Genomic DNA, 25,271 nt, shown 5'->3' on the forward strand with positions numbered 1-25,271 from the left:
TGTGGGCGATGAGGGATTCGAACCCCCGACCCTCTCGGTGTAAACGAGATGCTCTGAACCAACTGAGCTAATCGCCCTTTTTAATTTCTTTATATGAACATGTAATCTTGTATTGATTACGGGTGCAAAAATACAATGCTTTTTGGACTCCACAAGCTTTTTTGAATTTATTTTTATAAAATTTCTGAAACTACAAATGTACTACCCCCAACATAGATCACATCTAAAGCCGAAGCTTCTTGAAGAGCCTTCGCATAAGCTTCTGTAACTGAACCACAAGCATCTCCTTCCAACCCATATAAAGCTGCAGCATCACGCAATTCATCAGCATCCAAACCTCGTGCAACTTCTGGTTTAGCAAATAAATATTTTGCGTCTTTTGGAAGCAAAGGGAGTATTTCATCCAAATCTTTGTCTTTTACAAACCCTAATACCATATAAAGCTTCTTATAACGTTCTCTAGCTAATTGAGCCATGACGATAGATAACCCATGTGGATTATGAGCTGTATCCGCTATAACCTTAGGGGTCTGTTGTAATATTTGCCAACGCCCTGCCAATCCCGTGTTTTGAACAACATGTAACAATCCTTCTTCTTCTTGCTGTTCCGTAATTGAAAAATGTTCACGCAGTAAAGCAATCGCTTGTCTTGCTGTTCTTATATTCTTCTCCTGATAATCTCCTTTTAAATCAGAAATCAAGTCTTGATCTGAAAAAGTATCAGAAGCAAAGTAAATAGGAGCTTGTTCGCGACTTGCTTTCCCAACAAATACCTCCCTAGTTTCAGTTGTATATTCACCAATAATAACAGGAACTCCACTCTTAATAATCCCGGCTTTTTCCCCAGCAATTTCAGCCAAACTTGTCCCTAAAAAGGCAGTATGATCTTTTCCTATATTTGTAATAACAGACAACAAAGGAGTGATAATATTTGTCGCATCTAAACGTCCTCCCATCCCCACTTCTATCACAGCAACATCTACCTCTTCTTTATTAAAGTATTCCAAAGCCATTCCAACTGTCATTTCGAAAAAACTCAATTGATGATTTTCGAAAAATTCTTTATTTTCGGCTATAAACGAACATACATAATCTTCCGATATAACCTCTCCGTTTATCTTTATACGCTCTCTGAAGTCCTTTAGATGAGGAGAAGTATACAATCCTACTTTATAACCTGCTTCTTGCAAAACAGACGCAATTAACGATGATGTAGAACCTTTACCATTAGTACCTGCTATATGAATTGTTTTCAATTTTCTCTCAGGATTCCCCAAATGATCCGCCAATAGCAAAGCATTAGATAAATCTGCTTTATAAGCAACACTTCCTAAATTTTGATACATCGGTAACTGAACAAACATCCAATCCAAAGTTTCTTGATAAGTCATATTTTAGTTAATTTGGTAATTTTAGTTTCCTACTTTAAAATTGATTACTATAAATCCAATTTGTACTTCAGGTGCATTATTATCTGGCTTCCATCTAAATGTCTTCGCTGTAGCCAAAGCCGCATCTGTCAAGCACTTAGCTGAATTTGTAGTTCCTTTTGTGTGATTGGCCGCAATAACTCGCCCACTTCTATCTACTCGAATTTGTAAGACTACAGTTCCTTGTTCGTTACAATCTGGCACAACCTGACCTCGACTAGCTAATGATCTTCCATTTAATCCCCAACTAGCTCCTTCTCCCGCACCCTGTCCTTGCCCTTTTCCACTTCCAAAAGTACTATTAGCATACATATCACCGGTAATTTTACCAGCATCTCCCGCCTGCTGAGAATCTCCTTGTCCTCCATTACTGCCTTTACTACTTGGTCCATTAATAATACTGGAAAGTGCATCATTCGTAGATTTACTAGGTGTAGGTTTTGGCTCAACTTTAACTGGTCTTACCTCTTCTTTCTTAGCCTTAGGTTTCTCTGAGGTTTTTACTAATGGAGCTACAGTCGTTTTTTGAGTTACAATTTTCTCTTCTGCTTGAACGGGTTTAGGTGCTGTCTCGGGCTGAGGAGCAGACTCAATAGGTTTTGTCGGCTGTACAAGACCCTTTCCTTTTTCTGTAGTCCCAAAATTAATAGCAATCTCACCTCCCATTATAGGTGGTTCAACGATAATTGATGTGAACTTGTAAAGAAAAAACACAAGAAATAACAGCACAAAAACAAGACCTGTAATTGTAAATGATTTCCTTTCGTTTTCAGTTTCTAAAAACTTCATACTTATTTTGGCTCTACTGCCAATACTATTTTATAATTATTTCTATATGCAATATCCATAACCAAGACAGCATCCTCTATAGGAACTCCTTTAGCTACGTGCAACACTAGATTAGGTTCTTCTTGATTTATCAATTTAGCCTTCAACCCTTCTTCTAGATTCTCTGATTCAAATTTATCCTTATCTATATAATACATAGATTGCTCGTCTATACTTACAGAAACCGTTTCTATTTCATCTGTCTTTCCCTCTGAAGTTGGCAAAACTAAATCTAACGCATTCGTAGTAGTCATCGTCGTTATAGCTACCATAAAAAAGATAAGCAATAAGAATACGATGTCTGTCATAGAAGACATATTGAACTCTGCCGATATTTTATTTCTTCCTCTAATATTCATTATGCTGGCTCGTTTAACAAGTCTAAAAAGTCAATAGCATTCGCTTCTAATTGATGAATGATTTTATCAATTTTACTCACCAAGTGATTATATCCCACATAAGCAATAATTCCCACTATCAAACCAAAAATAGTTGTCATCATAGCCGTATATATTCCTTCCGCCAAAACACTCATATCGATTCTGTTTGTTGTACTCTCAGCCATTTCGTGAAATGCCATAACCATCCCAACTACAGTTCCTAAAAACCCAGTCATAGGTCCCGCTCCAGATAAAGTTGCTAACAAACTAATGTTCTTCTCCATTTTATATATTTCAAGCTTACCTGAATTTTCAATCGCAAGATTAATGTCTTGTAAAGGTTTTCCTATTCTAGAAATTCCCTTCCCTATTAAACGAGCTACAGGAGTATTAGCAGTAGCACAAAGAGTTTTTGCTTGATCTACCTTTCCTTGAGATAAAAACATTTTAATCTGAGTCATAAAGTTTTCATCTATTTTAGAAACTTGACGAATAGCAAGTAAACGCTCTATGTATATATACATAGTCATGAACAACATTACGAAAATCACCCCCATAATGATTTGACCTATCGGTCCTCCACTGAAAATTATTTCACTTAATGAATACTCTTTTGACACTACTTGTTCAGCTTGTTGTAATGCATTCGTAGCCACAGCCGTGGTATCTACTTGAAGAAATGGAATCATAAATGTTTAATTTGTTTAATTACTTTAAAACGTTCTTTAAATTTTATAAATATTCTTTAACAACTTTTGTACCACCTTTAAAGCAATCATTAAACTATTGTTATACAACTCCAGTTTTTTCTCCTTATAAACCCCTCTTAAGAGCCTACTATAAAGATTTTAAAGGCGTAATTGAAAATCAAAGATAGTAGGTTTTTCTACATATTATTTCAATTCCTCACTAAAATTAACTCTCCTATTGAAATTCTCAAAATGAGGAAACTATATCAATAGACAATGCCCGAACTGTGGTCTCTTGAAGCTCCTGTTACACTGCTTAATACGTTTATCTGTCCCTCTAATCTTAACACCCCCAAAAAACCAAAGATAAGTGCTTCTTTAAATTCAATAATGGTAGCTTCCGGTACATAAAATTCAACTGATGAGTTTACTCTAATTCGCTCTATCAAAAATTTATTATACACTCCACCTCCTGTTGCCAAAACACGTTTTATCTCTTTTGGAATACCTTTATCAATCTGAATAGCGACATGCTCTACAAAAGTACGAAGCAAATCCTCTGTTTTCAAATCATACTTATTTATAATAGGAACCAATGTCTCATTCACAAATTCAATTCCTAAAGATTTTGGAGGTAATTGCCCATAAAAATCCAACGAATTTAATTCTTCTAACAACTTTTGATTTAAGACTCCCTGCTTAGCAAGTGAGCCATTCATATCAAAATCCATGTCAAGTATCTTGACAGCTTCATTCATAACCGTATTTACTGCGACTATATCAAATGCAATTCTCCCCCCTTCTTTTTCATCATAAGAGACATTAGCAAATCCTCCTAAGTTCAAACAGGCATCATATTCCGAAAAAAGCAAACGGTCACCAATAGGTACTAAAGGAGCTCCTTGTCCACCTAAAGCGACATCTTGAACTCTAAAATCACACACAACCTTAACATCTACCCAGTTAGAAAAACCACTTAGATTTCCCAATTGAAAAGTATATCCTAAATCAGGTTTATGAAAAATAGTATGTCCGTGTGAACAAACTGCATCTAATTCCACTATCTTATAATGCTCTATAAATTTCGCACAAAGTTCTCCCAGATAGTTTGTATAAGCAACATCTAGCACCTTCAACTCCTCTTGACATAAATGAATTGCATGAGACAATTCAGTATACCAATATTCAGAATATGGATAAGTAATTGCTTCTAGAATAGTAAACCTCCACTTCTCATCCAAACATTCAAATCGAACATAGGCAACATCCACTCCATCCAAAGAAGTCCCCGACATTACACCAATTACATGATAAACCTTTTTTCCCATATCCTAAAAACACGTATTGTTTTGAAAAATTCAATTATATGATATATATTTGAAACCGCTAAAATATATGCAAAAATAACGCAAATAAAACTAAAGATAATGGATTTTAAATTAACCGAAGAGCAGTTGATGATTCAACAAGCCGCTCGAGACTTTGCTCAAACTGAACTACAAGAAGGTGTTATTGAAAGAGATGAAAATCAAATCTTTCCAACAGAGCAAGTTAAAAAGCTAGGAGAGTTAGGCTTTTTAGGAATGATGGTAGACCCTAAATACGGAGGAAGTGGACTAGATAGTGTTTCTTACGTATTAGCTATGGAAGAAATTGCTAAAGTTGACGCATCTGCTGCAGTTGTTATGTCAGTAAACAACTCTTTGGTTTGTGCTGGACTAGAGAAATATGCTAGTGAAGAGCAAAAAGAAAAATACTTAAAACCATTGGCTTCTGGTGAAGTTATCGGTGCTTTCTGTCTTTCTGAGCCAGAAGCAGGTTCTGATGCAACCTCACAAAAAACTACTGCCATTGACATGGGTGACCACTACCTTTTAAATGGCACTAAGAACTGGATTACTAACGGTAATACTGCTTCTACTTATATTGTAATTGCACAAACTGATATTGATAAAAAACACAAGGGAATCAACGCATTCATCGTTGAAAGAGGATGGAAAGGTTTTGAAGTTGGAGCAAAAGAACAAAAAATGGGAATTAGAGGTTCTGATACCCACTCATTGATGTTTACTGACGTTAGAGTTCCTAAAGAAAACAGAATTGGAGAAGATGGATTCGGATTCGCTTTTGCTATGAATGTTCTTAATGGAGGACGCATTGGTATTGCTTCTCAAGCATTAGGAATCGCTCAAGGTGCTTACGAATTGTCTTTAAAATACGCTAAAGAGCGTAAAGCTTTCGGAACTGAAATCATTAATCACCAAGCAATCGCATTCAAACTAGCTGATATGGCTACTGAAATTTCAGCAGCAAGATTGTTATGTATGAAAGCTGCAAGTGAAAAAGACAATGGTCAAGACATCTCAATTTCTGGTGCAATGGCTAAACTATTCGCTTCAAAGACTGCTATGGATGTTGCTGTTGAAGCTGTTCAAATTCACGGTGGAAATGGATATGTTAGAGAATACCATGTAGAACGTATGATGCGTGATGCAAAAATCACTCAGATATATGAAGGTACTTCAGAAATACAAAAAATTGTTATTTCTAGAGGTATTGCTAAATAAGAATCCTGATTTTTATAACACAAAAGGGGCTGTTTCAAATTGTGAAACAGCCCCTTTTTCTATTTGATTCAAAATTAATTTACTTTAATTGAGATAGGCAATGTAAATTGAGATCTTACTTTTACTCCATTTTGTTTAGCTGGTTCCCATTTAGGCATCCCCTTTAAAACTCTTACCGCCTCAGCTCCTACTCCAAATCCTGGATCTCTCAACACTTTAATATCAGAAAGAGAACCATCTTTTTCAACAACAAAACTCACAATAACTCTAACCTCAGATGTAGAAGCATTCATTGTTGGCGCTCTAAACTTACTAATAAACATAGAACTAAATGCATTCATTCCTCCGATTGGAGCAGCTTTCACCTGAACATTCATCACTATACCATTCCCTGATTCTAAAATTTCAGCTCCTTCATCTGGCCCATCTACAACTTTATTTCCAACAACACCTTCCCCTACATCAATAATCCCATCTTTACCAGAACCCTCAGCTGCTTTGTTTCCAATATTACTTTTCAAAAGCTCTTCCATATTAAGCATATCATTCTTAACATCATTATCATCAACCACATTGGGCTTTACAAAAGCCACCGTATTTTCCTTTAAAACAATCGTTTTTGCATTCACTAAGTTTTCAGCCACCTCTCTAACCTCTTCTTTCTTCTCCTTCTTTTCAACTGGAACTCTATCAAGAACAAGTACTTTTGAAAAATCAGTCGGAGCGGCCTCGCTTACACTCGCTGTCTTCACATTATTAAACAAAACTGTAGATCCGATCACCCCCCCAAATAAACCAATTCCAATAAAGAATGACATCATGGTAGTTCTAGGATTCTCCAATCTTAATTGATAAGCACCATAATTTTTATTGCGGTTTTCAAATACGATATCCAACCACTCTTTTCTGAAAATATTCAATTTTGACATAGTTATACATTTTTAAAGTAAATAATAAATCTAATTAACAGCCCTTACCTTCCTCCTATTTAGCAGGAGTAATCTTCAAATTAGTATTGAAGAGAAATCAAACATTCTAAAAACAAGAAGCCCTAGAACAATACCGAAACACTTATATCATAAACATACAATAAAATTTAATTACAAAAAAACATATCTCTATAAAAAATACTAAAAAACAAAGAAAACAACATGAAAACACCCTCAAAAACAACTTTTTGCCAAGCTTAAACATTTTATTACACTCCATAATACCGCAGTAAGCACTAATTAAAAACTTCTTTAAAAAATGTATATTTGTTAATGAATTGAACTCGAAAAACATGAAAAACTCTAAGTCAATAAAATTCAAAATAGCTGTAGTATATATAGTATTGTTTGCAGCTGCATTATTTTCTGGAGGCTATATTTTTAAAGAAGTAAAACGTATAACACTCCCTGAACAAAGTGTTATTGAAGAAAGCAACAAAGTGTTTTTAGTAAGTAGCGCTATTACTAGTCTCTATTCTTCAGAAGCTTCTAGCAGAAGCGCTATCCTAACAGGAAAAGAAAAAGACATAAAATCTTATAATTCGCAAATTGATAGTATCTATAGTCAAATTGAAAACATAAAATTAGATGTAATAGACCCTTATATCGCTCAAAAACTCGATACTGTTCAATTACTTTTAGACAAAAAGAAACAAAGTTTTTCTGAAATCATCAGTTTTAGAAAAAGCATAAACCAAAATGAGAATTATGATTCTGCATTAAAAGAAATTTACAGTGCAAAAGAAGAAATTGAAAAAAAACACAAACCAATTGTACAAGTAACAGAGAGTCAACGAAAATCATTATTATCTCGTTTAGGTCAAGCACTTAGAGCTGAAGCACCAGACACTGTAAAAACAACTATTAACTATCCAAAACTAACAGATTCACTTGTCAATGCAATGGAAAGAATTTTTGCAGAGGCTCAAAAGAAGGATAGCAAATTCCAAAGAGAACTTCTCCAAAAGGAACAAAGTCTTCTCTTGGAAAATAAAATATTAACAGACCAACTCAGAACAATCCTTCACAGTGTTGAGCAAAACATCATAAATACATCGTACCAAAAAATAAACGAATCCAAAGCTATTATTGGAAATGCAACTGACAATATCGCATGGATTGGTGGTTCTGCGATTATCACAGTTATTATTTTAGGTTGGATTATCTTACAAGACCTAAACCAAACACAACAATACAGAATAAAACTTGAGAAACTAAATCGAGAAAAGGAAGATTTGTTAAGAAGTAAAACTATGTTATTAGCCACTGTAACTCATGATATACAAACTCCTTTAGGCAGCGTATTAGGTTTTACAGAATTACTTTCCAAAACTCAATTAAGCGATAAACAAAACAAGTACATTAAAAACATTCAATCGTCCTCTGAATACATCGTTAAACTAGTCAATGACTTGGTCGATTTTTCAAAACTTGAAAACAATAAAATCAGTATAAGTGAAGAAGTTTTCAACTTCAAAACATTAATAAACGATACATGCTTTCCTCTAGTACCCATTGCTGACAATAAAAAAATAACCTTTAAATGGACAATTGATGAAAGTTTAAATGACAAATTCACTTCTGATCCAGAGCGAATTAAACAAGTCTTAACAAACCTCATCACTAATGCAATTAAGTTCACACAGGAAGGTGGGGTTGAACTCATTGCTAAATCAAACGAACGCCAAATTATCATTCAGGTAATTGACTCCGGTATTGGAATTGAAAAAAGCCAAATTGAACATGTCTTTCAAGAGTTTAGACAAGCACATGATGGTATTGAAAAGAAATTTGGAGGCACCGGCTTAGGCTTGAATATTTCTAAGAGAATAATTACATTACTTAATGGAACTATTTCTGCAAGCAGTGAACTAAACAAGGGATCTATCTTCACCATTACTTTACCAAAAAAAACAGCTCCTCAAGTCGACACTATTTCATCAGTTAAAAACAATGACAAATCCATCGTTGAAGAAAAGTTAAAAGAAAAAAGGGTATTGATTATTGATGATGACAAACTTCAATTGCAACTGATGGAGGAAATTTTTACTCCTTTGTTTAAAGAGGTCATCCTTATTAACGATGCTACTAATGCTATATCTATCCTAACTGCTTCTAATTTCGACTTAGTATTAACAGATATACAGATGCCTAAAATGGATGGTTTTGAATTAATTCAAAGTATTAGAGAAACACTTGAAACTAAAAAAATCCCTGTTATAGCATTATCTGGAAAGAGAAACCTTACTCAAGAAGACTTTACAGAATTAGGGTTTACTTCCTCACATCCTAAGCCCGTAAAATTCCCTAAATTAATTAAAGAAATTGGAGCAATACTATTTCCCAATTTGAAAGAGGAATTACTTAATCTAGAAGTTGAAACTGAAACTGAAATCAAAATAACATCTTCCAATCAACTTTACAACTTGGACAAAATAAGGGAATTCATCGGAACAAGTACGGATGCCATGAATAACATTTTAGTTATATTCATAGAAAGTACTCAAGAAAACATATTGGATTTAAAATATGCGGCTGAAGATTTAGATATCGAATCTTTAGGCAATATTGCACATAAAATGATACCAATGTTTAAACAACTAGAAATTGCAGAAATAGTTCCTCTTTTAGAACATCTGGAAGACCATAGTATTACTTTTCACAATGCAAATGAGGCTATTGAATATGTTCACAAGATTGAAAATCTAGCGACATGTGTAATTTCAACAATAAAAAATATCGAGCTTTCTTAAAGCTCGATATTATATAGTTTCATTTTATTATAAAGTGTTTTTCTGTCAATTCCTAAAACTTGAGCGGCTTTAGTTTTATTGAACTTTACCTTTTCCAAGGCCGTTCGAATTGCGTACTCTTCATTCTTAGAAGAATACAATTTAAGGTCTTCATCCCCATTATGAACTAATGCTGATTCTGATTCCCTTGAAAATGCACTAACCTCAGCAAACATTTCTTGAGGAAGAACATCCTTCACAAGAACCTCCCCCTTTGACAACAAAACAGCTCTCTTAATTATATTCTTCATCTCACGAAGATTACCTGGCCAATCGTATTTCAGAAATAACTTTTCTACATCTTCCGAAAAACGCAACACATTTCTATCTAAATCTCTATTTGACTCTTTAAGAAAATGCTCTGCAAATATCATAATATCAGATCCTCTTTCTGCCAAACGTGGTGCAACAATCCCAAATTCATTTAAACGGTGAAATAAATCCTCTCTAAACTCACCTTCACGAACAGCTTTTAATAAATCTTCATTGGTTGCCGCAATCACACGAATATCTACTTGAATTTCATTATTACTACCAACCGGTTTTACTTTTCGCTCCTGCAAAGCGCGCAATAATTGAACTTGTACTTCATAGGAAAGGTTTCCTACCTCATCTAAAAAAATAGTTCCTCCGTTAGCCGCCTCAAAATGTCCAACTTTATCACCAATCGCTCCAGTAAAAGATCCTTTAACATGTCCGAAAAACTCGCTTGAGGCTAAATCCTTAGGAATTGCTCCACAATCTACTGCAATATAAGGCTTGTTATGCCTCTTGCTTTTTAAATGTATAGAATGCGCTATATTCTCTTTTCCTGTACCGCTGTCTCCTATAATCAACACAGACATATTAGTAGGTGCTACCAATTCAATATACTCATGTAATTGAACAGAAGTTGAACTTTTTCCTTTTACAAAATCGGAATCTCCTTCATTATCATTTGTAAGATTTTTCGGACTAGTTACTACCGCAGAAACTGTTGAAGTATTTTTCCTATTAAGAGCCTGCTGAATCGTATAAACAATCTCATCAGGATTTATAGGTTTCCCTACATAATCAAATGCTCCTAACTTCATGGCATTAACTGCCGTTTTAATTTCTGTGTAACCAGTCATCAAGATAACCTGAGTCTGTGCAGATTTGTTTTTTATGTATTTTAACAATTCAATACCATCACTATCAGGTAAGCGAACATCCGTTAAAACTACATCAAAATTCTCCTTATCTACTGCTTGTTGTGCGTCTTGAAAATTAAAAGCATTAGTAACGTGATATCCCTTCTTTTCTAAAAATGTTTTCAACATTACGCAAAATGAAACATCATCGTCAATAACTAGAATTTTGTGATTCATAAATTTTGAATTAGATTCGTATTGTTACAAATTTAATCTTTTAAAAGATAGATACCAACTTGTAATTAATAAATAGAAATAAACAGTAAAAGGGAGCCTAAGCTCCCTGTCTACCTGAAGATTTCTCTTCTTCACCTTACTAACGATCTTCATTATCTTTCTACTATTTATCTACTAAGTAGCACAAAGACATATATTTTATATATTCTAATTTATTTCTATGTACTTAAAATGTTTTCTTTTAAAAAGAAGATTAGCTAATCTTTTGTATTCATAACACTTTTACATTTAGATAAATTACGAAAACTATACCAAAACATAAAAAGAGCTATAATATCACATTAAACTCTAAAAATCAACCAATTAAAAACACTCCACACTAAAACACTTATTGAGACATTTTCCACATTTGTAGACTATTTCCACAACTAAACTCAGAAAGGATACCCAATCGCTAAGTTAAACATCAAATTGTCCTTGCGCCATTCCTTACTTCCCAAACTTATTTTATCCAAAGTCCATCTATCACCCTCTGGAAAATATGGAACACGAATAGGAAAGGCTAAGTCAAATCGCACAACTAAAAAAGTTATATCAAATCGAAGACCTGCACCTACTCCAACAGCGAGCTCCTTATAGAAGTCCTTGGAAAAAGTCCCACCTGGTCTATCACTAGTCTCATCCAGTAACCATATGTTTCCTGCATCCATAAACAAAGCTCCGTGAACAATCCCAGCAAGTTTCTTTCTATACTCTACATTCATTTCTATCAAAATATCCCCTGCCTGATCTGGAACAAATCGACTGTTAGATGCAGTAGGATCAAAACTTCCCGGCCCTAAAGCTCTGGCTCTAAAAGCACGAACACTATTAGTCCCTCCTACAACAAACTGTTTTATATAAGGTAGTTGTTGTGAATTCCCATATGGTAATCCAATACCAGCGTGTATTCTACCAATAATCTGCGAAGTTCTACTCAATTTCCTATAATATCTAAAATCGTGTTCCGTCTTTGCATATTGACTATAATCAACTCCTAAAATTTGATGAACCTCCCCTTTATCAGCATTGGCCCCCATAATCAATCCCGTAATATTAGCTGACAAATCCAAAGACCCTTTATAATAAATAGTTCGCTTCTTAAACACATTCATCGTGTTAGTATACGTATAGGTGTATGTAGGTCCAAAGATTAATTGTTTATCCAATATCTTTTCCATAGATGGATTTCCCGTTGCTTGTTCTATATATAAATCGGTTACATTTTCTGGACTTACATAATTTATCTCAAACACATTCAACTCGTGTTCTTTCCTAACATTCTCTTTCCAATTATACCCAAAAGCTCCTTTGAAAGAATGCAATGTATAGAGCTTAGTTCTCCTTAGATACTCATACCCTAAACTAATACGAGTTTTTGGAACGTAAGAACTCGATGAATGGAATTTAAAAGGCGCTACAATTCTAGGCCATGTCAAACTTACTTCCGTACCGTATTTAAAAACATTAAATCCTTTATTCTTCGAAGACATTTGAAAATCCATACCTCCATATGCAGACACTTGAAACAACTCTGCCCCTTTTAAAAAATTCTTATTGCTCCAATTAACATTTAATTCCGAACCAGTATAACTAGCCGAATTGGTTTTACCCAAGAGCTCTAATCGAACAGATTTAGGCTTGTCGGGGGTTAAATAATAATAACTATCAAGCTTGTGATTTACAGAATCAGAAATTACAAATTGATTCTTCACAAACTTAAACACTCCTAAATTCACCAACCTATTTAAAGAAAGATTATGGTCAGAACGATTATAAACTTCACCCTTTTTAAAATATAATGCACGATCATATATTTGAGGTCGAAATCTCTTCGTAGGATCTACTATTAAAAAATCATTATAGGAATATGCATCATTTAAAGACTGAAAATCAACATCGTCACTTAAAGAATAGTCCGCAAAAACAACTATATTATCGACTGTATAAGATGCTTTAGCCTCTTGTGGAACGTCCTGCTTTAATCGAACGATTAAGTCTACCTCATGAGTTCCAACGGTACTATCAACTTGAACTAAAATATGATTAGGACTAAAAAAATAATATCCCTTTTCTTTTAACCGACTATCTATGCGATTCCTCTCTTCTTTTATAACATCCAAATCATAAGCCCTACCTTTTCTTAACCTAGTTCTCTTAAAAATCTTGTCTATTTCTGCATGTAAAGGGGTTGAATCATTTACAAAACTTACATCTTTTATTTTGTATTGCTCTTTGGGATATAAACTATAAACTGCCTTTACCTTTTTATCCTTCACTAAGGTGTCTGATTCGACAAGGCTATTAAAAAATCCTTTATTTTCAGTGCGATTTTTCAGTATACTTTCATTGCTCTCCAAATTTAATTGGCTCACTAAAACAGGCGGTTCTCCCATTTTAGTTCTAATCCAATTCCGAATACCTGATTCTTTTTTGGGGTCACCAGCTAAATTATAAAAGAACAATTTCATCCTCATACCTAAAATCGTTTTATTAGGGTACGGACGTAATAAGTCTTCTAATTCTGCTTTCATATCTTTTTTATAAGAACTCGAAAGAGAATCATCTTTAATCTCTACTTCACCACCTATATATAGATGCTCTCCTGATGCCAAGTATTTGGTATTACCACAAGAACACATCACTAAGATGATTAAGAAAATGAAACTTTTTAAAATACATTCTTTCATATTAATTCTTTTTTTCTTCCTTAATCATCTCTTTCAATTCTCTTTTTTCTTTCCTTCTCTCAAAAATTTCTTTAAATTTTTCGTAACTCATCGTTATCACAAATCCAACACCCGTTTCAACAACTTGCCCTTGAAGCGCTACCTGATATTCATCTTTCCTGTATGCACGTAACATATATCTACCATCTTTAGAAAGCATATACTCTGCTGATATATCACCAGCAATATTCGTGGATTGTTCATTCTCTCTTTCTGAACCCTCAATTCCAAAACTACTGCCAATAGTAACTTTCAAACGATCGTTTAACAACCTTTTTGAAACTCCTATATTTAAATCAGTTCTATTTTCCTTCTCTCCAGTTGAATAATCCTCTTTTGAATCAAGATTAAAATCTAATTCAATACCTGCGATCAAATTACCTGCTAAATTATTTAATTGATCAGATAAAATCTTACTCACACTTTGTCTCGCTATAGATTCCGCAGACATCCCTCCCGCCATACTTTCAAAAGGATTTTCACCAACAAAGCGATTTAACAACAATAAAGCGAATACTTGTTTATTCAACTCTGATTCTTGTTGCCTGATTTGCTCTAACTTGGTTTTAGTGTTAGAGACCACGTCTCCAGAGACTCCAACATTTCCATCTGGCATTTGAATATCAAATGTAATTTCTGGCTTCATCAGCTCCCCTTTCATCATAAGCAAAGTTTTAAAAGGTATTTTTTGCTTATACATATTACTTTGCATAGGTGATAGATCAGCCAATTGATTTTGAAGGAGATCAATTGGCGCTGCATTTACCTCATATACAGCGGTTAAATCCAAAGTAGCGGCAGTTGGCTCCCCAGTCCAAATAATCGAACTCCCTTTCTGAACATCAAACTTTCGTTTCAAGAAATTAAACGACATAGAATAAGCTCCTTCTTCAAACTCGTACCTACCAGTTAAAGTGGTTTTACCTGACGGATCAATTCCCCCCATTAAATCCCCTTCTCCTTTAATAGTAATCTTATCTCCGTTAGCCTTATCAATTACTATAGTGAACTGTGCATCCTTATCTATTTGAATCGCAATTGAAACATCCAACCCTTTAACTTCAGTCTCATTAAATTCATTCTGTATTTTAAGAGTTTCCTCTAGTCTTAAATCTTTTTGATTAATAAACTCCACAATGCCCTCTCTGTCCGCAATAGATGGATCTTCTTGTGGCATAACAAAAGTAAAATCTGTTCCTTTATCAATCCCTATAACTCCACTAACTACAGGCTTATTCAAATTACCTCTGATTTTGATGTTTGTATCTAGTAGCAAATCTCCATAATACAAATCATTATCTTTCTCTCCAGAATTAATAGCTTTAAAATCTTCAGATTTAATGTCTAAATTAAAACTATAATCCGAATAGGTTTTTGTTAATATTTGTCCATCAATAACTAATACATTTTTATCGATATCAGCAATACTAAAGTTAGAGAACTCTATTCCTCTATTAGTAAAATCAATAGTTTCATTTATGTCTACAAAAGCAGCATTTAAGGCTTTTACCTTAAAACCTACATCATTAAACAAGAGTTTACCATCTACAGTAGGGGCCGTAAATCCACCTCCTAACGCGATATTACCCGATAAATAACCTCCCGAATCCTTCAAATTCCCCATTGTAAATGACTCTAAAGTTTTCATAGATAAACGATCTACAACTAAATTTAAATCCATTGTTTTTTCATCCAAGGCAATCTTACCGTGTATTCCAAGCTTGTTATCATTACCTAGCAACTGTATATCTGCTTGTAAACTATTCGTTGTTTCATTATTTACTTTCGCACTTAAATCACCTAAAGCTGTATTTAAAACCTTTAAGTTTTTCACGAGTAAATCCGATTCAAAATACATTTCTGTATTTAAATTTTTCAACAACACCTCGCCATCTATCATACCACTAACCAAGACAGAATCTTGTTTAACCATTTGAGTAATGGTCTCAATGTCAAAATCTCTAAAATTCACCTTTAAAGGAGCGTCAAATCTATCCTCTTGTGATTGAATAGCAATTAAACTATTATTTTGGTTTAACTCAAATGCGTTAGCGCGAATCCCTTCCTTTCCAAATTGAATAACATTCTCCGGATTAACCGTCCAAACATCATAATTCAACATAAATCCCTTAGGATCTAGCTTAACTTCCATAAAGTCGTCGAAACTTTCCAAACTACCTGAAATTTCATATCTAACTTTATCATCTGTATCCTTCAATTCTAAATCATAGGTCAACAAATCATCGCCAATAGTTCCTAACAAGGCCATTTTATCAATTGCTAAATTTTCATTTTCAAATCGAGCAACATCCAAAAAGTAATCCAATCGATTACCATTAGGCTCTAAGTCAAAAACAATATTTCTCAATGTATTTCCACCATATATTACCGAGGCTAACTCACCGTGAATTTGAAAATAGTCTGTTGCAGATTTATATACTCCATCTAAATAAAAAGGTTTCAATTCTTTTAAATCAGGAACCATTTTATTTACAATTGGATTCTCCTTTACAATAATTACAAAAGATACTTCTTGGTTCACTTGTTCTTTTGCATCTTCTTTATTTTGCTTAACAGTTGCTTTTTTCTCCACTACCTCTTCGTTTGTAGAAGACAAACTAAAATATTTAGATATTGATTTTGTTAGTTCTTCCGGAAGAGTAGTCAACTTATAATCTCCTTCAACTATAACGTCTACCAATTGAGAATTTAAAATCAATTGTTTTAAATTAGGTTTAGAAACAGCTCGTAACGAAATAGTATCTAATGCATACACCTGACTACCATCTGCAAAAGCAAAATCAACAATTTGAACTTCACCATCTAATTCATCGGGATATATATTGTTTAAATCGGTTTTGACTTTACCTAAAAAAGCAAATGGTTTATCTTGTATTCGCAGACCATATAAATCTATCTTTTGGAAATCAGCGTCCATTTTTAGACTAATCTTTTCTTTTTCTAATTTTCCTGAAGCCTTTATATCCATAAGAACATTAGGATCCTTCATAAAAATAGAAGCATCATAAATACCCTTATTAACTGTAGCATTTACCATCAAATCCTTATACTCGTAGCTATTAAAGCTCGCTGATAACAAATGAGCTGCTATTGTTGCATCAATTTGTTCTGGTTCAAAACTTTGACCAACAATATTAAGATTTAAGCTCACTGGCCCTAAAGAATCATTTTTCAATATATAGCCCAAGTCTAAACCTTGAACCACTCCATCGATCCTATACTTCTCCTTGTTTTTAAAACGTTGATCTAAATGCGCTACTAGTGATACACTTCCAGAACTAGAGTGAAGCTTTAAGTTTGTTTGAAAGCTATCAAGACCACCTTTAAATGTTCCTTTCAACTGGGCAGTTTTTGGAATTGCAATAGTATTTGGAATTATACCAGGTGGTACTAAAGCATTTAAATCCTTAGAACTACTTCTCAACTCCACAATATCTAAATCAAAGTAAGCCTTTTTAAAATCTGGCATTCCTTTTATACTTCCATTTACATTTGCCCTTGTTGTACCTAAGCCAGAAACAACCGCTTGTTTTATAATAAAATCACGAACTAATCCCTCTACTTCCAAAGTTGCATTAATAGTCGAATTTCGAAAATTTCGTATCGCAGGTTGCTTGATTAAATCAGGCATTATCATCAATATATCTTGTACTCCTATATGAGAATCATTTAAAGAAACACTCATGGATACACTACCCAAATCTTTAGTAAGTTGTTCTTGATTCAAATAATTGAATACAGCTTGCGTTTGAATTTTTGTATTTGGGGTACCTAAATAAAAATCTTTTAAGAATGCCTGTTGCTCTCCATAAAGAAAATAACCTTTTAGCTCGTCTACCATCAAGCCACTCTGCTCTGCTACAGCCAAATGCTTAAGGTTCCCTGAAATAAAATTAGGGTCGAATTGAAAATCATTTAACTCAACCTCAATATTAGAAAAGTCCAAATGATTAAAATCAATTCCCTTCGCAGTCCTAACAAGATTTTCATTATCAAACTTAACCGCCAAACCTTTCAAGTCTAATTTCTTTAACCCAATTTTCCAATCAACATTATTATCAACGGCTAAGGAGTCATCAATATTAATAGGTAATTCAACAAGTGGTCGTCTAAGGAGTGTAGCAAGAACTTTAGTATTATTCAATGAAATTCCATCAATCATAACCTCTTGATTTTCTAAATCTATTTTATCTATAGAGACATCAAGATTTCCTAATTTCAAATCAGCCAGTAGATGAGAAACCTCATCTTTATATTTTACATCAAAATCAGAGAGAAGTATAGTCCCTAACTGTATAATAGGCATGGAAGAATCTTTCTCTAAACTTTCATCTTCATTAATTCCCTCTACCCTTTCTTCCGTTTTCTTTCTATTATAATCAACAATTAATCCATTCACTTCAATCTTTGGAATTGAAAAACTAGTTTTCTCCAAATCAAAAGTTTTAATTCTTGTTTTGAACGAATTTAACTTTAAAAACAAATTATGTCCATCATAATCATCTAAAAAAGAAAGATCCATTCGTTTCAATTCTATCGTACCTAAGGCGATATTCCAAGTAGTACTGTCTTCTTCTTTTGGGTCTTCCGATGCAAATGCCTCTATTATATAATCAAAGTTAAACTTGCTATCAACATCTCTTTTTACGTTTGCTTTAAAACCGTCAAGTTCTATTGTATTAACCTCAACAGTATTACCTAACAATTTCAACATGCTTATATCTACACCGAGATACTCAGTATAAAGCAACGTATCTCCTTGCTGAGACTCTAAATACAGCCCCTTTACTATAATCTTTTTGGGAAAAGAAATTTCAATGCGTTCTAATGAAATAGGAGTTCCTATTTTAGACTCTACAAATACAAGAGCCTTATCTTTAATTATATTTTGAACAGATGGAATTTGTATAGCTACAATAATTGAGAGCAATAGAAAAAGTAGGATAGCTAAAATCCAAGCAGTAACTTTTACGATTTTTATGAGAGTATTCTTCAAGTTAGCATCTTTTTATTCAAAAATAGCAAAAATCACTTTAAAATTAAGGGATTCATTCTTTTATTATACGGTAAATCGAAAAGTTAGGATAAAAAAAAAATCTCCTGAATGGAGATTAAGAAAAAATGGCAAGCGACCTACATCGCACCGCTACAACCACATACCTTTGCTGTGTTCCCACCCTGGAGGAGTCTGCAGGAGCTGGTCGTGTAGGACTTGCCAGTGCAAATATACAATCTTTTTATATCTTAGCAAGTGATTTGAATCTTATAAATTACATTTGTATATTGTTTAAAAATAAATGCACACTATGAAAAAACACAATCTATTAATAATGTTTGCTTTAAGCGTGGTAATAGTATCTTGTAAAGACGGAAAAAAAGTTGAAAAAAATAATTTTTCTATCAACACAAGTCATCTAAAGCAACTTTATCATTCAAATGATGTATTAAAACTTGACATTAAAACAACCGAAAACACCGAAATAGATTCTGTTGCTTATTATCTTAATGATAAAAAAATCGGAACTTCTCTAGAAAACAAAACTCTTGAATATAGTTTAAACAATGAAAAATTCGGCCCAATCAACATTCAGGCTATGGTTTTTCAAAATAATCAAACAGAAGAGGTTTTATCTAAAATTGAACTTGCTCCTGCAAATGCTCCTAAAGTAAAAAAATATAAAATTTTAAATACATATCCACACGACCCTAAGGCTTACACTCAAGGATTGGAATTTCATAATGGCTTTTTGTACGAAAGCACAGGGAATGGTGAAGGTGCAGGAACTAGAACAAAAGGAATTTCCAGCGTTCGAAAAGTAAATCACAAAACAGGAGAAGTTATTCAAATAACTGAATTACCTGAATCCATCTTCGGTGAAGGTCTTACTGTTTTAAACAATAAAATTTATCAGCTTACTTATCTTAATAATGAAGCTTATGTATATAATATAGAAACGCTTCAAAAAGAGCAAACTCTACCCTATTTCAAAAAAATGGAGGGTTGGGGACTAACCAATGACGGCACTAACTTATACATGTCAGATGGTACAGAAAAAATCTACATCGTTGACCCGAAAACCTTAAAAGAAATTGACTTCATCAACATTTACACTCAAAACACAAAAGTTCAGGCTGTAAACGAACTCGAATGGGTAAACGGTAAGATATACGCCAATTTCTATGGCAGCGCCGCAATTGCTGTAATCGATCCAAAAACAGGTGCTGTTGAAGCTGTAATTGACTTTTCTGATTTATATAATAAAGTAACGAGACATCCTGACTTAGATGTTTTCAATGGAATTGCCTACAATCCAGGAACCAAAACTTTTTTTGTAACTGGAAAAAACTGGGATAAAATGTTTGAAATTGAATTTACAGAAGAATAGATTCAAATTTTTTCCACAACATAAAAGAGACCTCAATTACGAGGTCTCTTTTATGTTATAAACTACCTTAAATAGTATCTAAAATCACTTTAAAATCTTTGCGAATTATCTATTATCACTCTCTTCCTCTTTTCCTTCTTCTATACGCTTATTCACTTCCTGCATTTCTCCCTTATCTAAATTCTGAACCTCTTCGTCCTGCTCTTCAGAATGTTTATCAATATAAAAAGTAAATCCAACTGGAAAGTGATCTGACCCAATACTAGGATATGTCGAAAGCATATCTATGAACACATCAGCACTATGAAATAACAAATCAAGAGGAACCCTAAAAAACCAATACTTCGTATGAAACGTAGATAAGACTCCTCTTCCAATCCTAGCATCAATTAACCTGCTAGTTTTTTTAAACAAAATAGAGGATTTTGCCCAAGCAACATTATTAAAATCTCCAGTAACAACAACGGGTAATTTATAGTCCCTAATTCTTTTGGCTACACTAAGTAAATCTCCATCACGCTCTTTAGACGTTTCCTCTTCTGTGGGACTCGGAGGAGGAGGATGAACACCAAAAAACACAAAACGATGCCCATCATTTGTTTCTAGCTCAACCTCAATACTAGGTAAATCATCAGACACAAAATAATGTACTTGCTTTTTATACACCTTTAACTTCGTAAAAAAATGCATCCCATATGTGTTTTCTAAAGTAACTTTCACATGTTCCGGATAATCCTTTTCGAGTACCCTCATTGCCCCTTCCCAATGACTATCACTTTCCATAGTTAGAAAAACATCTGGTTGTTCTCTGCGAATCAAATCATTAAACTTATCAAACTCCTTGTTGAATTGGTATATATTACATGATATCACTTTAACAATTTCCGAGGCTTTCTCGGTTTTATCAAACTTGGTTACTCTCCAGAACTTAGTAAATCTTATTAAGAGATATATGTGATATATTAGAAGCCCAAATTGAATAATTTGAAAACACCATAATTCAGGATTATCTGATAAGTAAAACGAACTAACTATCAACACACCAATTTGAAGAGGTATTAATTGTAATTTTAAAAACTCTGCTACCCGAAAAATCCAATGGGGATTTGAGATGAACGGCAATAAACTCACCAAAATTAAGAATGCTGAAAACAGTTGCAGTGCTAAAACCATACAGAATCTTATTTATTACTCTATCAAATATATAAAAAAGCCCTATTAATATAGAAAAATATTTTACTCATAAACACCTGTACTTCAATCCTTCAAAAGAAAATAATCTAGAAGCAAAAAAGAGGCTATAAAAGCCTCTTTTTAAATAATACGAATGAAAGTTTTAAACTTCCATACCCGCTTCTTCTTTAATAAGATTCATTTCTTCTTCAAAGAAAAAAGAATCTCCAAATGCTGGTTTTAAATCATGCATCCAATATGCTTCAGGGTCATATTTTGCAAAGAAAGGCCGTGATGCCCAATCTGGATTCCTACCTTGTATCATTTGTAAGGAAAACACTTTTTCCATTTTGCCGTTTATTGGTATTTCTGTCACCCCAAGTATTTGTACTTTTCCAGGAGTACAAGACATACTTGGTCCACGAACTGTTCTACAAACTCCACTAACCGAAGTGTATGCTTTTTGAAATATTTCCCACGTCTTTTCTAAAGGAACTTCAAAATAATGCTTTGCTCCCGTATCTCGTTCTACGAACATATAATAAGGAATCATCCCCATATTAACCTGCTCTCTCCACATAGTACTCCAAACTTCTGAATCATCATTTATTCCTTTAATTAATGGAGATTGAGTTCGAATCTGAACACCTGCTGCTAATAAACGTTTCACAGCTTCTTTCACGGCTGGGGTACGCAATTCCATATAATGATTAAAATGAGCCATAATAGAAATATTAATACCACTATCTATCACTCTTTTAAACAAATCTAAAAATTCATCAGCGTCTTTATCATTAATGAATTTATAAGGCCAAAACCCAAGTGATTTTGTTCCAATTCTTATAGTCTGAACATTAGTATTATGATTTCCATCTAAAAAAGGATCTAAATACTGTTTAAAAACTTTAAAACTCATAATCATCGGATCTCCTCCAGTAAAAAGAATATCTGTTACCTCTTGATGTTCTTGTAAGTAGCGCATCAATAACTCTGTTTCACGAGCTGCAAACTTCAACTCATCAAGCCCCACGAATTGAGCCCATCTAAAACAAAAAGTACAATAACTATGGCATGTTTGTCCTGAACTAGGAAAAAACAATACCGTTTCTCTATACTTATGCTGAACACCTGTTAATTTAACTCCATCAATCTCTGGAACATTCATTTCCATTTGCCCTGCAGGATGTGGATTCAAAGAGTACCTAATTTCATCAGCTTGTTTTTTAATAGTCTCCTTATCGCTAGTCTCTGCTAATACCGATTCCATCTTAATGAAATCTTTTTCTTCGAGCATCTCTCTTTTTGGAAAAGTAAGATGAAAAATGGGGTCTGTCTTATAATTTACCCAATCAATCAATTCATCAATCACATAATTATTCACCTTAAAAGGCAATACGTTCCCAACCACCTCTATCTCATGTTGTTCTTGTTCAGAAAGGTTAGAAATTTGCGGTATTTTTCTAAAATTATTTAAAGAAAACGCCTTGTACTTCTTTTGAAAATCGAATTCATCACTCATAATTGTAATTTTTAATATATAACAAAACTCCCCCCTATTTAGGAAGTTTTTTTTTCTCGGATTAGAATGTATTACGCACTAAAAGAGAATACGAAAAAACGTATTACACAGAATAGAAAATGTGCGATATTAAAAGGAAGACCTAAAGGCAATTCCAATAGAAAAACAGTTGTTTTTCTAATTATTGCAGAATATACAAAAAATAGATTAATTTGTATGTTAAAAATATAAATATAACAACAAAACTAGTTCATTTTGCATTATCAGCAACAAAACTAGTATTCAAAAGGAAGATAAATCAGAAAAATAGAAATAAAAAAAGTCACCCTTTTGAGGTGACTTTTCTTTATCTTGAATTCAGAATTATTTACTGAATTTAGCGTATTTAGTTTTGAACTTGTCAATACGTCCTGCAGTATCGATAAGTTTAGATTTACCAGTATAGAATGGGTGAGATGTACGAGAAATCTCCATTTTGTATACAGGGTATTCTACTCCATCAACTTCGATAGTTTCTTTTGTATCTACTGTTGATTTTGTGATGAATACGTCATCATTTGACATATCTTTAAACGCTACTAATCTGTAATTTTCTGGGTGAATACCTTTTTTCATGATGTAAATCTTTTAAATTGATAGTTATTTTCCGTCTCGAAGCTTTCGTATTTCTAGAAAGGTATAAACTTCCGATAACTTTTTGTTTAATAATTGTTTTATTTCAATTTGCAAATTTACAATTTAAATCCAATTTTCAAAGAATAGTCTAGTTAATTTTGATTTGATTTTTAAATTCCTACTGAGTTTATAGCTCAATTCCCTATATTTGTACGTTATATACCGTAATTTTATTATGAACAAAACGATTAAAAATAACGGAGTCCTTTTCGGACTTATCCTAGCTTCTTGGTACAGCATTTCTACATTGCTTATCTTCTTTTTTTATCAAGAATTATTTGTCAATGTCTATATGGGTTTTACTAATACTTTAGTAAGCCTAAGTGTAGCAACCATTTCTTTACTAGTTGCAAAGAAGAAGTTGGGAGGTCGAATCACATTCAAAGACGCATTTACTTCTTATCTAATCCCTATAGTTATGGGCCTAGCTGCTTTAATTATAGTTTCCATGATTCTCTTTAACATCGTTGATCCTTCTATGAAAGAAGTTTTCATAAACATGAGTATTGCATTTACTAAAAAAAACATGGGAGGATTACAAGTAGCTCCAGAAGCTATTGAATCTACTATAGAGCAAATAAAGAACACTGACAACTTCAGTATTTCAAATCAATTTAAGGCATTCGCATGGAAAACTCTACTATACTCTATAGGAGGTATGCTTATAGCTTTAATTTTGAGAAATCAATCAGAATTTTCAACCGCAGCTACACCAAATCAATAGTTACACATGAATATATCCCTTGTTATTCCTTTATTAAACGAGGCTGAGTCATTACCTGAGCTCCATCAATGGATTGTAAAAGTAATGGATCGAGAAAAATTTACCTATGAATTGCTTTTTATTGATGATGGTAGTACTGATGATTCTTGGAAAATCATTAGTTCTCTTTCCAAAATCAACCCTAATGTAAAAGGTATTAGATTCCAGAAGAATTACGGTAAATCTCAGGCTCTACATGCAGGTTTTGAAGTAGCACAAGGAGATGTAATCATCACTATGGATGCCGATTTACAAGATAGTCCTGATGAAATCCCAGGTCTTTATAAACTCATTACAGAAGACAACTTTGATTTGATATCAGGTTGGAAGAAAAAACGACATGATTCGGTTATCGCTAAAAACATTCCTTCAAAACTTTTCAATTGGGCAGCAAGAAAAACATCTGGTGTTGAGCTAAATGATTTTAATTGTGGATTAAAAGCCTATAAGAAAGCGGTTGTTAAAAATATCGAAGTATCAGGTGAAATGCATCGTTATATACCTGTTTTAGCTAAAAATGCAGGTTATAACCGCATCGGAGAAAAAATAGTACAACATCAAGCTAGAAAATATGGAACCACTAAGTTCGGCATGGAACGGTTCATCAACGGTTTCTTAGATCTAATCACCATCTGGTTTTTATCCAAATTTGGCAAACGACCAATGCATCTTTTTGGAGCCTTAGGTGTTTTAATGTTTACTATTGGTTTTATTGTAGCCCTAACCATTGGATCAAAAAAGCTATATAAACTATATCTAGAACTACCTACAATATTGATTACCCAAGACCCATGGTTTTATATTGCATTAACCACCATGATAATCGGTACTCAATTTTTCTTGGCAGGTTTTCTAGGAGAAATTATTTTAAAAACGAAAAACAAAGAAAAGGAATACAGAGTTTCAGACCAAATTGGAATGTAATCCTTAAAAATACTATAC

The 25,271-nt window shown here is 33.4% G+C and carries 17 protein-coding genes, 1 tRNA gene and 1 other RNA gene; 5 read left to right on the plus strand and 14 right to left on the minus strand.

The window, feature by feature from the left end:
- Positions 1 to 2: 2 nt before the first annotated feature.
- The 6 genes from BM024_RS13095 to BM024_RS13120 all read right to left on the minus strand — a co-directional run bounded on the left by BM024_RS13095 (position 3) and on the right by BM024_RS13120 (position 4,655).
- A tRNA-Val gene (locus BM024_RS13095) sits at positions 3 to 77 on the minus strand.
- Positions 78 to 173: 96 nt separating this feature from the next.
- Positions 174 to 1,391, minus strand: coding sequence for a bifunctional folylpolyglutamate synthase/dihydrofolate synthase (locus tag BM024_RS13100; RefSeq protein WP_090681292.1), 1,218 nt, complete (start codon positions 1,389 to 1,391; stop codon positions 174 to 176).
- Between the two features lie 21 nt (positions 1,392 to 1,412).
- Positions 1,413 to 2,219 carry an energy transducer TonB gene (locus tag BM024_RS13105; RefSeq protein WP_090681296.1) on the minus strand — a complete coding sequence of 269 codons (807 nt, stop codon included), beginning with the start codon at positions 2,217 to 2,219 and terminating at the stop codon, positions 1,413 to 1,415.
- Positions 2,220 to 2,221: 2 nt separating this feature from the next.
- A complete protein-coding gene (locus tag BM024_RS13110) occupies positions 2,222 to 2,617 on the minus strand; it encodes an ExbD/TolR family protein (protein WP_090681299.1) in 396 nt (131 codons plus the stop codon).
- A complete protein-coding gene (locus BM024_RS13115; protein ID WP_090681301.1) occupies positions 2,617 to 3,327 on the minus strand; it encodes a MotA/TolQ/ExbB proton channel family protein in 711 nt (236 codons plus the stop codon). Before BM024_RS13115 ends, BM024_RS13110 begins: the two co-directional genes overlap by 1 nt.
- 266 nt (positions 3,328 to 3,593) lie before the next feature.
- On the minus strand, positions 3,594 to 4,655 hold the full coding sequence (locus BM024_RS13120; protein ID WP_090681303.1) for an anhydro-N-acetylmuramic acid kinase: 1,062 nt from the start codon (positions 4,653 to 4,655) through the stop codon (positions 3,594 to 3,596).
- Between the two features lie 99 nt (positions 4,656 to 4,754).
- On the opposite strand from BM024_RS13120, the gene BM024_RS13125 reads away from it, so the two are divergent.
- Entirely contained in the window at positions 4,755 to 5,894 is a 1,140-nt protein-coding gene (locus BM024_RS13125; RefSeq protein WP_090681306.1) for an acyl-CoA dehydrogenase family protein, read from the plus strand.
- Between the two features lie 74 nt (positions 5,895 to 5,968).
- Here the strand turns inward: BM024_RS13125 and BM024_RS13130 are convergent, their stop codons facing one another.
- Positions 5,969 to 6,823 (minus strand): energy transducer TonB, encoded by an 855-nt coding sequence (locus BM024_RS13130; protein WP_090681309.1) that lies wholly within the window; start codon positions 6,821 to 6,823, stop codon positions 5,969 to 5,971.
- Positions 6,824 to 7,176: 353 nt separating this feature from the next.
- Here BM024_RS13130 and BM024_RS13135 point away from each other — a divergent pair, with 353 nt between their 5' ends.
- Positions 7,177 to 9,636: an ATP-binding protein gene (locus BM024_RS13135; RefSeq protein WP_090681312.1), complete on the plus strand. Its 2,460-nt coding sequence runs from the start codon at positions 7,177 to 7,179 to the stop codon at positions 9,634 to 9,636.
- Here the strand turns inward: BM024_RS13135 and BM024_RS13140 are convergent.
- The 4 genes from BM024_RS13140 to ffs all read right to left on the minus strand — a co-directional run bounded on the left by BM024_RS13140 (position 9,633) and on the right by ffs (position 19,031).
- Positions 9,633 to 11,024: a sigma-54-dependent transcriptional regulator gene (locus BM024_RS13140; protein WP_090681316.1), complete on the minus strand. Its 1,392-nt coding sequence runs from the start codon at positions 11,022 to 11,024 to the stop codon at positions 9,633 to 9,635. The genes BM024_RS13135 and BM024_RS13140 overlap by 4 nt on opposite strands.
- A gap of 434 nt (positions 11,025 to 11,458) precedes the next feature.
- Complete coding sequence (tamL, locus tag BM024_RS13145) at positions 11,459 to 13,753, minus strand: translocation and assembly module lipoprotein TamL (RefSeq protein WP_090681319.1); 2,295 nt, start codon at positions 13,751 to 13,753, stop codon at positions 11,459 to 11,461.
- 1 nt (position 13,754) lies between these two features.
- Positions 13,755 to 18,809 (minus strand): translocation/assembly module TamB domain-containing protein, encoded by a 5,055-nt coding sequence (locus tag BM024_RS13150; protein WP_090681321.1) that lies wholly within the window; start codon positions 18,807 to 18,809, stop codon positions 13,755 to 13,757.
- Between the two features lie 124 nt (positions 18,810 to 18,933).
- Positions 18,934 to 19,031: signal recognition particle sRNA small type (ffs, locus tag BM024_RS13155), an RNA gene on the minus strand.
- Positions 19,032 to 19,119: 88 nt separating this feature from the next.
- On the opposite strand from ffs, the gene BM024_RS13160 reads away from it, so the two are divergent.
- On the plus strand, positions 19,120 to 20,199 hold the full coding sequence (locus BM024_RS13160) for a glutaminyl-peptide cyclotransferase (RefSeq protein WP_090681324.1): 1,080 nt from the start codon (positions 19,120 to 19,122) through the stop codon (positions 20,197 to 20,199).
- A gap of 105 nt (positions 20,200 to 20,304) precedes the next feature.
- Here BM024_RS13160 and BM024_RS13165 read toward each other — a convergent pair whose 3' ends face one another.
- From BM024_RS13165 to BM024_RS13175, 3 genes are all read right to left on the minus strand, one after another.
- Positions 20,305 to 21,372: an endonuclease/exonuclease/phosphatase family protein gene (locus BM024_RS13165; RefSeq protein WP_090681326.1), complete on the minus strand. Its 1,068-nt coding sequence runs from the start codon at positions 21,370 to 21,372 to the stop codon at positions 20,305 to 20,307.
- 163 nt (positions 21,373 to 21,535) lie between these two features.
- Complete coding sequence (locus tag BM024_RS13170) at positions 21,536 to 22,891, minus strand: KamA family radical SAM protein (RefSeq protein ID WP_090681329.1); 1,356 nt, start codon at positions 22,889 to 22,891, stop codon at positions 21,536 to 21,538.
- Positions 22,892 to 23,254: 363 nt separating this feature from the next.
- Positions 23,255 to 23,506 carry a type B 50S ribosomal protein L31 gene (locus BM024_RS13175; RefSeq protein WP_090681333.1) on the minus strand — a complete coding sequence of 84 codons (252 nt, stop codon included), beginning with the start codon at positions 23,504 to 23,506 and terminating at the stop codon, positions 23,255 to 23,257.
- 235 nt (positions 23,507 to 23,741) lie between these two features.
- Here BM024_RS13175 and BM024_RS13180 point away from each other — a divergent pair, with 235 nt between their 5' ends.
- Together BM024_RS13180 and BM024_RS13185 are read left to right on the plus strand one after the other, a co-directional pair.
- Positions 23,742 to 24,290: a DUF4199 domain-containing protein gene (locus BM024_RS13180; protein WP_090681337.1), complete on the plus strand. Its 549-nt coding sequence runs from the start codon at positions 23,742 to 23,744 to the stop codon at positions 24,288 to 24,290.
- Between the two features lie 6 nt (positions 24,291 to 24,296).
- Complete coding sequence (locus BM024_RS13185; protein ID WP_090681340.1) at positions 24,297 to 25,253, plus strand: glycosyltransferase family 2 protein; 957 nt, start codon at positions 24,297 to 24,299, stop codon at positions 25,251 to 25,253.
- Positions 25,254 to 25,271 lie beyond the last annotated feature (18 nt).

Source organism: Myroides guanonis, assembly GCF_900114085.1.
GTDB lineage: Bacteria > Bacteroidota > Bacteroidia > Flavobacteriales > Flavobacteriaceae > Flavobacterium > Flavobacterium guanonis.

Bases quoted from the DNA above. Each gene is read 5' to 3' on its own strand.
- BM024_RS13130 (WP_090681309.1), bottom strand. From the start codon at position 6,823: ATGTCAAAATTGAATATTTTCAGAAAAGAGTGGTTGGATATCGTATTT.
- BM024_RS13120 (WP_090681303.1), bottom strand. From the start codon at position 4,655: ATGGGAAAAAAGGTTTATCATGTAATTGGTGTAATGTCGGGGACTTCT.
- BM024_RS13175 (WP_090681333.1), bottom strand. From the start codon at position 23,506: ATGAAAAAAGGTATTCACCCAGAAAATTACAGATTAGTAGCGTTTAAA.
- BM024_RS13185 (WP_090681340.1), top strand. From the start codon at position 24,297: ATGAATATATCCCTTGTTATTCCTTTATTAAACGAGGCTGAGTCATTA.
- tamL (WP_090681319.1), bottom strand. From the start codon at position 13,753: ATGAAAGAATGTATTTTAAAAAGTTTCATTTTCTTAATCATCTTAGTG.
- BM024_RS13110 (WP_090681299.1), bottom strand. From the start codon at position 2,617: ATGAATATTAGAGGAAGAAATAAAATATCGGCAGAGTTCAATATGTCT.
- BM024_RS13115 (WP_090681301.1), bottom strand. From the start codon at position 3,327: ATGATTCCATTTCTTCAAGTAGATACCACGGCTGTGGCTACGAATGCA.
- BM024_RS13165 (WP_090681326.1), bottom strand. From the start codon at position 21,372: ATGGTTTTAGCACTGCAACTGTTTTCAGCATTCTTAATTTTGGTGAGT.
- BM024_RS13100 (WP_090681292.1), bottom strand. From the start codon at position 1,391: ATGACTTATCAAGAAACTTTGGATTGGATGTTTGTTCAGTTACCGATG.
- BM024_RS13180 (WP_090681337.1), top strand. From the start codon at position 23,742: ATGAACAAAACGATTAAAAATAACGGAGTCCTTTTCGGACTTATCCTA.
- BM024_RS13135 (WP_090681312.1), top strand. From the start codon at position 7,177: ATGAAAAACTCTAAGTCAATAAAATTCAAAATAGCTGTAGTATATATA.
- BM024_RS13105 (WP_090681296.1), bottom strand. From the start codon at position 2,219: ATGAAGTTTTTAGAAACTGAAAACGAAAGGAAATCATTTACAATTACA.
- BM024_RS13140 (WP_090681316.1), bottom strand. From the start codon at position 11,024: ATGAATCACAAAATTCTAGTTATTGACGATGATGTTTCATTTTGCGTA.
- BM024_RS13125 (WP_090681306.1), top strand. From the start codon at position 4,755: ATGGATTTTAAATTAACCGAAGAGCAGTTGATGATTCAACAAGCCGCT.
- BM024_RS13170 (WP_090681329.1), bottom strand. From the start codon at position 22,891: ATGAGTGATGAATTCGATTTTCAAAAGAAGTACAAGGCGTTTTCTTTA.
- BM024_RS13160 (WP_090681324.1), top strand. From the start codon at position 19,120: ATGAAAAAACACAATCTATTAATAATGTTTGCTTTAAGCGTGGTAATA.